Source organism: Erwinia billingiae Eb661, assembly GCF_000196615.1.
GTDB classification, from domain to species: Bacteria; Pseudomonadota; Gammaproteobacteria; order Enterobacterales; family Enterobacteriaceae; genus Erwinia; species Erwinia billingiae.
Genome location: NC_014306.1, coordinates 1,862,629 through 1,876,386 on the forward strand (window position 1 = coordinate 1,862,629; position 13,758 = coordinate 1,876,386).

At 56.0% G+C, this 13,758-nt stretch carries 15 protein-coding genes; all 15 read left to right on the plus strand.

What is annotated here, in order from left to right; all coding sequences use genetic code 11:
* Positions 1–7 precede the first annotated feature (7 nt).
* The 15 genes from fabF (at position 8) to EBC_RS10155 (ending at position 13,712) form a co-directional block, all read left to right on the plus strand.
* Positions 8–1,249 (plus strand): beta-ketoacyl-ACP synthase II, encoded by a 1,242-nt coding sequence (gene fabF, locus EBC_RS10085; RefSeq protein ID WP_013201681.1) that lies wholly within the window; start codon positions 8–10, stop codon positions 1,247–1,249.
* A gap of 169 nt (positions 1,250–1,418) precedes the next feature.
* Complete coding sequence (gene pabC / locus EBC_RS10090) at positions 1,419–2,219, plus strand: aminodeoxychorismate lyase (protein ID WP_013201682.1); 801 nt, start codon at positions 1,419–1,421, stop codon at positions 2,217–2,219.
* A gap of 12 nt (positions 2,220–2,231) precedes the next feature.
* On the plus strand, positions 2,232–3,251 hold the full coding sequence (gene yceG / locus EBC_RS10095; protein ID WP_013201683.1) for a cell division protein YceG: 1,020 nt from the start codon (positions 2,232–2,234) through the stop codon (positions 3,249–3,251).
* The gene (tmk, locus tag EBC_RS10100; protein ID WP_013201684.1) at positions 3,241–3,873 is read left to right on the plus strand and encodes a dTMP kinase; all 633 of its coding nucleotides are present in this window, start codon (positions 3,241–3,243) and stop codon (positions 3,871–3,873) included. Before yceG ends, tmk begins: the two co-directional genes overlap by 11 nt.
* Positions 3,870–4,868, plus strand: a complete 999-nt coding sequence (gene holB / locus EBC_RS10105) for a DNA polymerase III subunit delta' (RefSeq protein WP_013201685.1) — start codon at positions 3,870–3,872, stop codon at positions 4,866–4,868. Before tmk ends, holB begins: the two co-directional genes overlap by 4 nt.
* Before the next feature lie 9 nt (positions 4,869–4,877).
* A complete protein-coding gene (locus EBC_RS10110) occupies positions 4,878–5,672 on the plus strand; it encodes a metal-dependent hydrolase (RefSeq protein ID WP_013201686.1) in 795 nt (264 codons plus the stop codon).
* Positions 5,673–5,962: 290 nt separating this feature from the next.
* The gene (ptsG, locus tag EBC_RS10115; RefSeq protein WP_013201687.1) at positions 5,963–7,396 is read left to right on the plus strand and encodes a PTS glucose transporter subunit IIBC; all 1,434 of its coding nucleotides are present in this window, start codon (positions 5,963–5,965) and stop codon (positions 7,394–7,396) included.
* Between the two features lie 170 nt (positions 7,397–7,566).
* Positions 7,567–7,917, plus strand: coding sequence for a purine nucleoside phosphoramidase (hinT, locus tag EBC_RS10120; protein ID WP_013201688.1), 351 nt, complete (start codon positions 7,567–7,569; stop codon positions 7,915–7,917).
* A gap of 25 nt (positions 7,918–7,942) precedes the next feature.
* Positions 7,943–8,311 (plus strand): YcfL family protein, encoded by a 369-nt coding sequence (locus tag EBC_RS10125; RefSeq protein WP_013201689.1) that lies wholly within the window; start codon positions 7,943–7,945, stop codon positions 8,309–8,311.
* Positions 8,312–8,321: 10 nt separating this feature from the next.
* On the plus strand, positions 8,322–8,918 hold the full coding sequence (gene lpoB / locus EBC_RS10130; RefSeq protein WP_013201690.1) for a penicillin-binding protein activator LpoB: 597 nt from the start codon (positions 8,322–8,324) through the stop codon (positions 8,916–8,918).
* Positions 8,878–9,747 carry a thiamine kinase gene (gene thiK, locus EBC_RS10135; RefSeq protein ID WP_231853685.1) on the plus strand — a complete coding sequence of 290 codons (870 nt, stop codon included), beginning with the start codon at positions 8,878–8,880 and terminating at the stop codon, positions 9,745–9,747. Before lpoB ends, thiK begins: the two co-directional genes overlap by 41 nt.
* A gap of 22 nt (positions 9,748–9,769) precedes the next feature.
* Entirely contained in the window at positions 9,770–10,780 is a 1,011-nt protein-coding gene (nagZ, locus tag EBC_RS10140; protein ID WP_041691968.1) for a beta-N-acetylhexosaminidase, read from the plus strand.
* A gap of 24 nt (positions 10,781–10,804) precedes the next feature.
* The gene (gene ycfP / locus EBC_RS10145) at positions 10,805–11,347 is read left to right on the plus strand and encodes an alpha/beta hydrolase YcfP (protein WP_013201693.1); all 543 of its coding nucleotides are present in this window, start codon (positions 10,805–10,807) and stop codon (positions 11,345–11,347) included.
* Positions 11,348–11,568: 221 nt separating this feature from the next.
* Positions 11,569–12,873: an NAD(P)/FAD-dependent oxidoreductase gene (locus EBC_RS10150; protein WP_013201694.1), complete on the plus strand. Its 1,305-nt coding sequence runs from the start codon at positions 11,569–11,571 to the stop codon at positions 12,871–12,873.
* Positions 12,874–13,172: 299 nt separating this feature from the next.
* The gene (locus tag EBC_RS10155) at positions 13,173–13,712 is read left to right on the plus strand and encodes a glycine zipper 2TM domain-containing protein (RefSeq protein WP_013201695.1); all 540 of its coding nucleotides are present in this window, start codon (positions 13,173–13,175) and stop codon (positions 13,710–13,712) included.
* Positions 13,713–13,758: the final 46 nt, after the last annotated feature.

Here is a 13,758-nt window from a genome sequence, read left to right on the forward strand (position 1 = left end):
GACGAACGTGTCTAAGCGTCGTGTAGTTGTGACCGGTCTTGGCATGTTGTCTCCTGTCGGCAATACCGTAGAGTCCACCTGGAATGCTCTTGTTGCCGGTCAGAGTGGCATCAGCCTGATCGACCATTTTGATACTAGTGCCTACGCAACGCGTTTTGCTGGCTTAGTAAAAGATTTTAACTGTGAAGAATTTATCTCGCGCAAAGATCAGCGCAAGATGGATGCCTTCATTCAGTACGGCGTTGTCGCTGGCATTCAAGCCATGCAGGATTCCGGTCTGGTCATTACTGATGAGAACGCCGATCGTATTGGTGCCGCTATTGGCTCCGGTATCGGTGGTCTCGGTCTGATTGAAGAAAACCACGATTCGCTGATCCACGGCGGCCCGCGTAAAATCAGTCCTTTCTTCGTTCCCTCCACGATTGTAAACATGATAGCGGGTCACCTGACTATTATGTTCGGCATGAAAGGTCCAAGCATCGCTATTTCCACGGCCTGTACTTCCGGTGTGCATAACATTGGCCAGGCTGCACGTATCATTGCTTACAATGATGCCGACGTGATGCTGGCAGGTGGTGCCGAGAAGGGCAGTACGCCTTTGGGTATGGGTGGCTTTGGCGCCGCACGTGCGCTTTCAACCCGCAATGACAATCCTGAGGCGGCAAGCCGTCCATGGGATCGCGATCGCGATGGCTTCGTGCTGGGCGATGGTGCTGGTCTGGTGGTGCTTGAAGAGTACGAACACGCGAAAAAGCGTGGCGCGAAAATTTATGCGGAACTGGTTGGTTTCGGCATGAGCAGCGATGCTTACCATATGACTTCACCACCGGAAGATGGTGCAGGCGCCGCTCTGGCAATGAAAAATGCGCTGAGAGATGCGCAGTTGTCACCCGAGCAGATTGGCTATATCAATGCGCACGGCACCTCCACGCCAGCCGGTGATAAAGCTGAAGCCCAGGCAGTGAAAACGGTCTTCGGTGCCAGTGCAGGCAGCGTGATGGTGAGCTCCACTAAATCCATGACCGGTCACCTTTTAGGGGCTGCAGGCGCCGTAGAGTCGATTTTCTCTATTCTTGCCCTGCGCGACCAGGTTATCCCGCCAACCATCAATCTGGATAACCCGGATGTTGGTTGCGATCTGGATTTTGTCCCGCACACAGCCCGTCAGGTAAAAGGTCTGGAGTACACCTTGTGTAACTCCTTCGGATTTGGCGGAACCAACGGTTCGTTGATTTTCCGTAAAATTTGATTGTTGCCTTACCTTGAAGAAGGCCCGCTCTGCGGGCCTTTTTTGTTGCTAAGCGCGCAGCGGGTCGGGCTTTTTATCTCTCTATACAATTATGCACAGACAATCGGATGAATCTGCAGCGGCATAAAGGGTATCTTTACCGCTGTGCGATGTTCACTCAGGGGGAGCAATGGTCTGGATTAATGGCGAGCGGCAGGACAGCCTGCAGGCGCGCGATCGTGCCGTGCAGTTCGGTGACGGCTGTTTCACCACCGCCCGCATTTTGCAGGGTGAAATCGTGATGCCCGAGGCCCATGTGCAGCGCCTTAAACTCGGCTGCGAGCGCCTGATGATCGCCAACGTCGACTGGTCAGCGCTGCAGGATGAAATGCGTTTTGCGGCAGCGACCCGTACTGATGGCGTGCTGAAAGTGATCCTTTCGCGCGGAGTGGGCGGTCGGGGCTACAGTGCCGCCGGATGCCAACAGCCCTCACGGATGATCTTCCTCTCTGACTACCCCGCGCATTATCATCCGTTGCGCCGCACCGGCGTGACGTTGGCGTTAAGCTCGATCCGCCTCGGCAGAAACCCGCTGCTGGCCGGTATCAAACACCTTAACCGGCTTGAGCAGGTGCTGATACGTACAGAGCTTGACCAGACTGGCGCAGACGAGGCGCTGGTGCTTGACACTGACGGTAGCCTGGTGGAATGCTGTGCGGCAAATTTGTTCTGGCGTAAGGGAGAGCAGGTGTTTACGCCCGATCTTCGCCATTCAGGGGTGAACGGTATTCAACGCCAGCGGGTGATCCAGCGACTGCGCGAGCTGGGGACCGCCGTGCAGGAAGTCAGCCAGCCGCTTGAAACACTGGCCGACGCGGACGAAGCGATCATTACCAATGCGCTGATGCCGATCCTGCCGGTGCGGCAGATAGGGAACTGGCACTATTCCTCGCGGCAGCTGTTTACTCTGTTACACCCTCAAGACGATTAACATGGATATTTCATGACAGTAAAAAGAAAACTCTTCACCGGGATTGTCGTCATCGTCGTGGCGGCCATCGCCTTCAGCTACTGGCAGATCCGCCAGTTTGCCGACTCGGCGCTGACCATCAACAAAGAAACGATCTTCACGCTGCCGGCGGGTTCTGGACGTGTGGTGCTGGAAGCCGAACTTAACCGCCAGCATATCGTGCCGCAAACGGTCTGGTTTGGCTGGCTGTTGAAGCTGGAGCCGGAACTGGCGAAGTTTAAGGCCGGGACCTATCGCTTCACCCAGGGCATGACCGTCAGGCAGATGCTCGATCTGCTGGCCAGCGGGAAAGAAGCTCAGTTCCCGTTACGTTTGGTTGAAGGGCAGCGTTTGCAGGAGTGGCTGGCACAGCTGCGTGCAGCGCCTTATATCAAGCACACGCTGTCTGACGATAAGCTGGCGACCGTTGCCGCTGCACTGTCATTACCCGAACAGGATGTGGAAGGCTGGCTCTTCCCGGACACCTATGCCTATACCGCCAATACCACCGACGTGGCGCTGCTGAAGCGGGCTAACGAGCGGATGGTGAAACTGGTGGATAACCAGTGGCAGGGCAAAATGGACGGCCTGCCGTACAAAGACAAAAACGATTTGGTGACCATGGCATCGATCGTCGAAAAAGAGACGGCTTTAAGCGACGAACGCAGTAAGGTTGCCTCGGTATTTATCAATCGTCTGCGCGTCGGTATGCGTTTGCAGACCGATCCCACGGTGATTTACGGCATGGGCGACAGCTACAAAGGCACCCTGACGCGTAAAGACCTGGACACGCCAACCCCTTATAATACCTACGTCATTGCCGGTATGCCGCCAGGGCCGATTGCCATGCCGAGCAAAGCCTCGCTGGAAGCGGCTGCACATCCGGTGAAAACGGACTTCCTCTATTTTGTCGCAGACGGCAAAGGTGGACACACGTTTACCACTAATCTGGCCAGCCATAATCGTGCGGTTCAGGCGTGGCGTCTTGCGGTGAAGGAAAAAAATGGACAGTAAATTTATCGTCATCGAAGGGCTGGAAGGGGCGGGTAAAACCACTGCCCGGGATGTGGTGGTCGCCACGCTGCGTGAGCAGGGTATCAGTGACATCGTGTTCACGCGCGAGCCGGGCGGCACGCCGCTGGCGGAAAAGCTCCGTGACCTGATCAAGCAGGGCATTGACGGTGAGCGGGTGACGGATCAGGCTGAACTGCTGATGCTGTATGCCGCGCGCGTTCAGCTGGTTGAAAACGTAATCAAACCTGCGCTGGCCAGCGGTGCCTGGGTCGTGGGCGATCGTCACGATCTCTCTTCCCAGGCGTATCAGGGCGGCGGACGCGGCATGGACATTGCCCTGATGAGCCAGCTGAAACACAGCGTGCTCGGCGAGTTTGCGCCAGATATGACCATCTATCTCGACGTGACGCCAGAAATTGGCCTGCAGCGCGCCAGAGCCCGTGGTGAACTGGATCGCATCGAGCAGGAGTCGCTGAACTTCTTTATCCGCACCCGTCAACGTTACCTGGAGCTGGCCGCCAGCGACAGCAGGATCCAAACGGTCGATGCCACGCAGTCCATTGAGCAGGTCAGCGCCTCGATCCGTCAGGTGCTGGTCGCATGGCTGAAGGAACAGCGATGATCTGGTATCCGTGGCTGAATCAGCCCTATCGTCAGATCCTCAGCCAGCACCAGGCCGGGCGTGGTCATCACGCATTGCTGCTGCAGGCGCTGCCGGGGATGGGCGATGCCTCGCTGGTGTGGGGCATCAGCCGCTGGCTGATGTGCCAGCGCCGTGACGGGTTGAAAAGCTGCGGTGAATGCCATGCCTGCCAGCTGATGCAGGCGCACACCCATCCGGACTGGTACAGCCTGGAAGCGGAAAAGGGCAAGAGTTCGATTGGCATCGATGCGGTGCGTAGCATCACCGAAAAGCTTTACCACCATGCTCAGCAGGGTGGCGCGAAGGTGGTGTGGATCCCGGATGCGGCTCAGCTGACCGAAGCGGCGGCGAATGCGCTGCTGAAAACGCTGGAAGAGCCGCCAAAAAACACCTGGTTCCTGCTCTGCAGCCAGCAGCCTGCGCAACTGCTGGCGACGCTGCGCAGTCGCTGCCTTAACTTTCACCTTTCTCCACCGGATGAGGCGCAAAGCCTTAACTGGCTGCTGAAGCAGGTCTCCACCACAGAACAGGATGGCATAACCGCTTTACGTCTCAGTGGCGGTGCGCCGGCGGCTGCACTCAGTCTGTTAGAGGAAAAGCGCTGGGCGGCCCGCCAGTCGCTGTGTAACGCGCTACCGACGGCATTGCGCGAGGATATGCTAAGCTTGCTGCCCGCGCTGAACACCGATGATGCCGCGCAGCGCACCGGCTGGCTGTGTGCCTTACTGGTCGATGCATTGAAATGGCAGCAGGGTGGCGGCCAGTATATTGCCAACGTCGATCGGCAAGCGCTGATTGCCGATATGGCCCTGCAACTGCCGACCAGCGCACTGCATGAAAGCGTGCGCCAGTGGATGGTCTGCCGCGATCGTCTGCTTAACGTTGTTGCCGTAAACCGTGAATTATTACTGACCGACCAGCTGCTGGGATGGGAGCAAATGCTTACCCCGGCGGCGTCTGGTCAGACTGAATAGAGAAGAATTATGTTTTTAGTTGATTCGCACTGCCATCTCGATGGACTGGATTATGACACCTTGCACAACGATGTCAGCGACGTGCTGGCGAAAGCCGCCGCGCGCGATGTGAAATTTATGCTGGCAGTTGCCACCACGCTGCCGGGTTATAAAGCGATGGTTGAGCTGATTGGCGATCGCCCGAACGTCGCCTACTCCTGCGGCGTTCATCCGCTGAATCAGGAACAGCCCTATGACTTTGCCGAACTGCGCCAGCTGGCTGCAGACCAGCGGGTGGTCGCCATGGGTGAAACGGGTCTCGATTACTTTTATCAGAAAGAGACTAAGGAGCAGCAGCAGGCATCTTTCCGCGAGCATATCCGCATCGGACGCGATCTGAACAAACCGGTGATCGTCCATACGCGTGACGCGCGTGAAGACACGCTGGCGATCCTGAAAGAAGAGAAGGTGGAAGGCTGTGGCGGCGTGCTGCACTGCTTCACCGAAGATCGGGAAACGGCCGCCAAACTGTTGGATATGGGTTTCTATATCTCGTTCTCGGGCATCGCCACCTTCCGCAATGCGGAGAGCATCCGCGAAGCGGCACGCTGCGTGCCACTCGATCGTATGCTGGTCGAGACGGATTCACCGTACCTGGCGCCGGTGCCGTTCCGCGGCAAAGAGAATCAGCCCGCTTACACGCGTGATGTTGCCGAATATATGGCGGTGGTCAAAGGCGTCAGCATTGAGCAAATGGCTGAAGCCACCACAAAGAACTTTTCCGATCTGTTCCACGTGCCGCTCTCCCGGTTAACCGACGCATAACGACGGCGTTCACGTCAGCCGGCAGCGGCTGTTGATGCAATTCCGCATCGCTCTTTTGGGTGATGCGGTTTTTTATTGTGCAAAACCTGGCATTTTCTGGCCATTTGAACTAGACGATGTGCAAAGCTTCGATGAAACGTGATGCTCATCAAACTAAATTTTAGCGATTTATTTTACTCTTCGTAATAAATACCGAGAACGCTAAGACGTTCCGAAAATAGCGGGGATCTCCCCTCCGTTATCACGCGTAACGCGCGTAAAACAGCAATCATACTCAGGAGCTTCACACTATGTTTAAAAATGCCTTTGCCAACCTGCAAAAGGTCGGCAAATCGCTGATGCTGCCGGTGTCGGTTTTGCCGATAGCCGGTATTCTGCTGGGCGTTGGTTCTGCCAACTTCAGCTGGTTGCCTGCCGTGGTTTCTCACGTCATGGCGGAAGCCGGTGGTTCAGTCTTCGCCAATATGCCGTTAATCTTCGCGATTGGCGTGGCGCTGGGCTTCACCAACAATGACGGCGTTTCGGCACTGGCCGCCGTCGTTGCCTATGGCATCATGGTGAAAACCATGGCGGTGGTCGCGCCGCTGGTGCTGCATTTACCGCCGGCGGAAATCGAAGCCAAACATCTGGCGGATACCGGCGTACTCGGTGGCATCATTGCCGGTTCGATTGCGGCATACATGTTTAACCGCTTCTACCGTATCAAGTTGCCGGAATATCTGGGCTTCTTTGCCGGTAAACGCTTTGTGCCGATTATCTCTGGCTTCACGGCGATCTTCCTCGGTGTGGCGCTCTCCTTTGTCTGGCCACCGATTGGTACGGCGATTCAGGACTTCTCACAGTGGGCGGCTTACCAGAACCCGGTTGTTGCCTTCGGCCTGTATGGTCTGATTGAGCGTACGCTGGTGCCGTTTGGCCTGCACCATATCTGGAACGTTCCTTTCCAGATGCAAATTGGTGAGTTTACCAATGCGGCGGGTCAGGTATTCCACGGTGATATCCCACGCTATATGGCGGGTGACCCAACGGCGGGCAAACTTTCCGGCGGCTTCCTGTTTAAAATGTACGGTCTGCCAGCGGCGGCTATCGCTATCTGGCATTCAGCGAAACCAGAGAACCGCGCCAAAGTGGGCGGCATTATGATCTCCGCTGCACTGACCTCGTTCCTGACCGGCATCACCGAACCGATTGAGTTCTCATTCATGTTCGTGGCCCCGGTGCTCTACGCCATCCACATTCTGCTGGCCGGTCTGGCGTTCCCAATCTGTATCCTGTTAGGAATGCGTGATGGCACCAGCTTCTCTCACGGCCTGATCGATTTTGTGGTGCTCAGTGGCAACAGCAGCAAAATCTGGCTGTTCCCGGTGGTCGGTGTCATTTATGGCCTGATTTACTACACCGTATTCCGCTTTGTGATCACCAAATTCAACCTGAAAACGCCAGGTCGTGAAGAGACCACCGCAGAGCAAACGGTGGGTAACGCCAGTGAGATGGCCGGTAATCTGGTCGCAGCCTTTGGCGGCAAAGACAACATCACCAATCTGGACGCCTGTATCACCCGTCTGCGTGTCAGCGTGGCGGACGTGACCAAAGTCGACCAGCCTGGCCTGAAAAAATTAGGCGCGGCGGGCGTGGTGATTGCCGGGTCCGGTGTTCAGGCCATTTTTGGCACTAAATCCGATAACCTGAAAACCGATATGGACGATTATATCCGTAACAGTTAAGGGTTTATTCCGTGACGAAAGGGGAGCTGAGGCTCCCCTTTTTCATGCCCGTACAAGCCGAATGCTGACATGCCAGGCGATTAGCGTAAGAAATGTCACGGGAAGGTTGAAAGAAAACGGCTAACTCACTCATACTGCCTGAACTCTACTTTTCGTTAAGGAAGTGACTGATGGCTGAAGAAACGATTTTCAGTAAAATTATCCGCCGTGAAATCCCGGCTGACATCGTCTATCAGGATGAGCTGGTGACCGCCTTCCGTGATATCTCGCCAAAAGCGCCCACCCATATTCTGATCATTCCCAATATTGTGATCCCAACCGCCAACGATGCGGTGCCAGGCCATGAAGCGGCGCTGGGCAGGATGATCACCGTTGCGGCTAAAATTGCCAAAGATCAGGGCATTGCCGAAGATGGCTACCGTCTGATCATGAACTGCAATAAACACGGCGGGCAGGAGGTTTATCATATCCACTTCCATCTCGTCGGTGGTCGTCCTTTAGGCCCAATGCTGGCTAACTAGCCCTCTGATACGGACACACCTCACTATGCGGGCGATTGCCACAGGCATAACGTTACTGGCGCTGCTCAGCGGATGCAGCAGCCCTCCCACCACCATCAATACCTCGCAGTCGTTGGTGATGGAGTCATCGGTCCTGTCAGCCGGGATCACCACCGATCAGCCGGTGATGTCCGAAAATGAAGGGCAGCAGCGGGCCTCCTCGGTGCTTTATAACCAGCAGGTGAAGCCGGTAACCGTTCACTACCGTTTCTACTGGTATGATGACAAAGGTCTGGAAATCACCCCGTTTGAAGCCCCGCGCACCACCACCGTGGCCGCCAATGGCAATATTGAAATATCATCGCAAACCGGTAACCTGACGGCGAGCAAAGTCAGGCTCTATTTGTATCTTTAGGAGTTATTGCGTGGAAAGGAAGTTAATCAAACTCTCGGGTGTCGTGTTACTGGCGCTGATCCTGGCGGGCTGTGTGAATGAACAGCAGCAACCGCAGAAGCCTGCGCCGGTCGAGCCGGTGCAGCCGACTCAGCCAGTCCAACCGCCTGTTGAGCCACCGCCAGCGGAAACCGTACCACAGCCGCCGAAGTTCCAGTCCATTAACTGGGATGCCAGCGTCTCGCCATTGATTGCGCAGATGCTGAAAGCCGATGGCGTCACCGCCGGCAGCGTTCTGCTGGTGGATGGGGTGAAAAACAGCACCAACGGCAGCCTGCAAATCTCTAAAGCTACCGCTGCGCTGCACACGGCACTGGATAATAATACCCAGTTCACGCTGGTCACGCCGCAGCAGCTAGCGACCGCTAAGCAGACGCTGGGCCTGTCAGCAGAAGACAGCCTGGGCTCACGCAGTAAAGCAGTGGGTCTGGCGCGTATTGTTGGCGCGCAGTATGTGTTGTACAGCAACGTGCAGGGCGATGTGAAAACGCCTTCGCTGCAAATGCAGCTGATGCTGGTGCAGACTGGTGAAATCATCTGGTCAGGCAACGGTGTCGTCCAGCATTGATCCGGCGCTTGCCAGGCTGATCACCCAACAGTTTCCGGCGGCGCAATCCGCCGGTTCTTTTTTTCCGCTGACCGGGCTCACCGGCCAGACCGGAAAAGTCGTGGTGGGCGACCTGACCTTGCTGGCTCGCCATCAGCGAAAAGCCGAGCCTGTTCCCGGCGTCGATCGCCGTCGCGAGTACCATATTCTGCGCAAACTCTCAGGCAGTGGTCTTGCACCAGCGGTGCAGGGTTTTAACGCAGAGTGGTTACTGCTGGGCTGGCAGCCTGGCGAAGCGCTGGATCGGCAGGGGTTTATTCAGCACCTTGAGGCGGTTGCCTCAAAGGTGGCCACCTTGCACGCGCAGCCACTGAGCGGCTACCGGCTTTCTCTGCTGTCGCTGTTACAGCAGTACTGGCAGTTAAGTTGCCCGACGCGTCGCCATCATGGCTGGCTGCGGGCGCTTAAAAAGTGCCAACAGCAGGGTGAGCCCAGGCCGCTGCGGCTGGCGTTACTGCATATGGATATCCATGGCGGCAATGTCATCCGTCATCGGGACAGCTTGCAGCTTATCGACTGGGAATACGCCAGTGATGGCGATGTGGCGCTGGAGCTGGCGGCGATAGTGGCGGGCAACGGCCTCAACCAGCAACAACAACAGCAGCTAACGGCTTGCTATGCCGCGCAACAGAATATTGACCAGCAGGCGCTGACGCATCAGATGCAGCGCTGGCAGCCGTGGCTGCGACTGCTGATGGCCAGCTGGTATGAGCTGCGCTGGCAGCAGACTCAACAACCGATGTTTTACACGCTGGCAGCAGAAGCCTGGCAGCGGGTGTTATCAGATTAAGAGGTGAAGTGTGGGACCGGTAATGTTAGACGTGCTCGGCTACGAGCTGGATGCAGAAGAGCGTGAGATTTTACAGCACCCGCTGGTCGGCGGGTTGATCCTGTTTAGCCGTAATTATCACGATCCTGCGCAGCTGGCCGAACTGGTCAGGCAAATTCGCGCGGCTTCGCGCAACCGGCTGGTGGTTGCCGTCGATCAGGAAGGCGGACGCGTTCAGCGCTTTCGTGAGGGCTTTACCCGTTTGCCCGCCATGCAGTCTTTCTACGCGTTAAATAACGAAGCGAAGGCCGCCGAGCTGGCCCAGCAGGCCGGCTGGTTAATGGCCTCAGAAATGATCGCCATGGATATCGACATCAGCTTTGCGCCGGTGCTGGATATCGGCCACGGCAGCGCGGCCATTGGTGAGCGCAGCTTCCATGAAGATCCGGCCATCGCTTTACGCATGGCGCGTCAGTTTATCCGCGGGATGCACGACGCGGGTATGAAAACCACCGGCAAACATTTCCCCGGCCATGGTGCGGTCAGTGCCGATTCGCACAAAGAGACGCCGCGTGATGACCGCAGCGAGCAGGAAATTCGCCAGCACGACATGCAGATTTTCAAACAGCTGATTGAAGAGCAGGCATTGGATGCGATCATGCCGGCGCATGTTATCTATACTCAGATCGATCCCCGTCCGGCAAGCGGATCGTCCCACTGGTTACAGACCGTGCTTCGCGGCGAGTTAGGGTATGACGGCGTGATTTTCTCGGACGATCTGTCGATGGAAGGTGCGGCGATTATGGGCAGCTACGCAGAGCGTGGCCAGGCATCGCTGGATGCCGGCTGCGATATGATACTGGTCTGCAATAACCGTCAGGGTGCGGTCAGCGTGTTGGATAATCTGTCGCCGATCAACGCCGAACGCGTCAGCCGGTTGTATCATCGGGGAACATTTACCCGCCAGCAGCTGCTGGATTCGCCTCGCTGGAAAGAAGCGAACAAGGCCCTGACCGCGCTGCAATCGCGCTGGCTGGAGCAAAAAGGCAGCTGACGGCAATTCTCCACGAGGATGGCGATGATCATTTATCTGCACGGTTTTGATTCCACCAGTCCGGGGAACCATGAAAAGGTTCTCCAGCTGCAGTTTATTGACCCGGATGTGCGCTTGCTGAGCTACAGCACGCTGCATCCCAAGCATGATATGCAGTATCTGCTGAATGAGACCGATAAACTGCTGCGCAGCACTGACGATGAAAGGCCGTTGATTTGCGGCGTGGGCTTAGGTGGCTTTTGGGCCGAGCGCATTGGTTTTCTCAGCGATATCCGCCAGGTCATCTTCAATCCGAACCTCTGGCCTGAAGAGAACATGGTGGGGAAAATTAATCGCCCGGAAGAGTATGTCGATCTGGCGACGAAATGCGTCAGCAATTTCCGCGAGAAGAACCGTGACCGCTGCCTGGCCATTCTCTCACGCAACGATGACGCGCTGGACAGTCAGCGTTCGGCAGAGGCGTTGCAAAGCACCTATGAGATTATCTGGGACGACGTGCAGGGCCATAAATTCAAAAATATCGCGCAACATCTGCAACGCATCAAGGCCTTTAAAACCCTCGGTTAACGCTTAAGGGCGCAGTCATCCGGCTGCGTCCTGCCCCTTATTTCTTCGTACTATTCTGAGATCGTTGGTAAAAATTGACCTGCATCAATTTTAAGAGATCTCTGCTTCATCCCCGTGCTATTCTGCCAGCAGATAGCGAATTAAACTCGCCAACCCTATGTTTACTAAGGATATTAATTTAACCTTTAGTTAACGATCGGTTCACAATTTAAGGGGGTCAATTGACTACACCACTGAAGAAAATTGTCATTATTGGCGGAGGGGCAGGTGGACTTGAACTTGCTACTCAGCTGGGTCACAAGTTGGGGCGTAAGAAAAAGGCTGAAATCACTCTGGTCGATCGTAACACCAGCCACCTGTGGAAACCGCTGCTGCATGAAGTGGCCACCGGATCGCTGGATGAAGGGATTGATGGACTGAGCTACCTGGCGCATGCCCGCAATCACGGTTTCCAGTTCCAGCTGGGCACGCTGACCGATATCGACCGCGAAGGCAAACGCCTGCAGCTGTCTGAGATCCGCGATGCGCAGGGTGAGCTGTTGGTCCCTGAACGTGAACTGGCCTATGACACCCTGGTGATGGCGCTGGGCAGTACCTCTAACGACTTTGGTACGCCGGGTGTAAAAGACCACTGCATCTTCCTTGATAACCCGCACCAGGCGCGTCGTTTCCACAATGAAATGCTCAACCTGTTCCTGAAATTCTCTTCCAGCGAAGGGCCGCAGGACACAGTGAACATCGCCATTGTTGGTGCAGGCGCCACCGGCGTCGAGCTGTCGGCCGAGCTGCATAATGCGGTCAAACAGCTGCACAGCTACGGTTACAAGGGGCTGGATAACAGCGCGCTGAACGTCACGCTGGTGGAAGCCGGTGAGCGTATTCTGCCAGCGCTGCCGCCACGTATCTCCACCGCGGCGCATCAGGAACTGACCAAGCTGGGCGTGCGGGTATTAACGCAGACCATGGTGACCAGCGCCGATAAAAAAGGACTGAACACCAAATCGGGCGAGTTTATCGATGCCGATCTGATGGTGTGGGCAGCGGGGATCAAAGCGCCTGACTTTATGAAAGAGATTGGCGGTCTGGAAACTAACCGCATCAATCAGCTGGTGGTGAAGCCTACGCTGCAAACCACACTGGATGACAGCATCTTCGCCATTGGTGACTGTGCATCCTGTGCACTGCCATCCGGTGGATTTGTGCCGCCGCGCGCGCAGTCTGCTCACCAGATGGCTTCGTTGGTACTGGGTAACATCCTGGCGCAGATTAAAGGCCAGAGCCTGAAATCCTATGTCTATAAGGATCACGGTTCGCTGGTGTCGCTCTCTCGCTTCAGTACGGTGGGAAGCCTGATGGGTAACCTGATGCGCGGTTCGATGATGGTGGAAGGGCGCATTGCGCGTTTCGTTTACATTTCGCTGTACCGTATGCACCAGGTGGCGCTGCACGGCTACTTCAAAACCGGCCTGATGATGCTGGTTGGCAGCATTAACCGGGTGATCCGTCCGCGCCTGAAAATGCATTGATCGCAATTTAGTCGTTGTAGTACCACAGTATTTGCAAGCATCAAGGCTTATAGTGACGCGTTTACTATAAGCCTTTCTTCTTTTACCGCCCCGCAAAGCCGTCGATCGGAACACTCTTAAAAGCTTTCTCTTATGGTAACTGGACGTGATTTCGTCCGGTATTCTTATTGTCACAATTGGTCCTGATGCGCAAAATTACCCCAACACCACATGGCGCGTCGCGCACGCCAGGTAATGGTCTCTGCTACGGAATGGGCTGCAGGCTAAATTGCGCGGTAACAATTTCAGGAGAACGTCCTGTGAATAAATCAATGTTGGCAGGTATCGGAATTGGTGTGGCAGCGGCCCTGGGCGTCGCTGCTGTTGCAGGCATGAACGTTTTTGATCGCAGCCCGCAGTATGCGCAGGTGCTTTCCGCAACACCAATCAAAGAAACGACCAAAAACCCACGTCAGGAATGCCGTAACGTGACGCTGACACACCGTCGCGCCGTGCAGGATGAGCACCGTATTGCCGGTTCAGTACTGGGCGCGGTAGCGGGTGGCGTGTTGGGCCATCAGTTTGGCGGCGGTCGCGGTCGCGACGTGGCAACCGTTGCCGGTGCAGTGGCCGGTGGCTACGGTGGTAATCAGGTGCAGGGCGCACTGCAGGATCGGGATACCTACACCACCACCGAGCAGCGCTGCAAAACCGTTTACGACAAGCAGGAAAAAATGATGGGTTATGACGTTACCTATAAAATCGGTAACGACCAGGGCAAAATCCGTATGGATAACGACCCAGGCACCCGTATCCCGCTGGACAGTAATGGTCAGCTGGTGCTGAACGACAAAGCGTAAAATCCGGCAGTTGACGCCACGCGCGTAGCTGCCTGATAAGATGCTT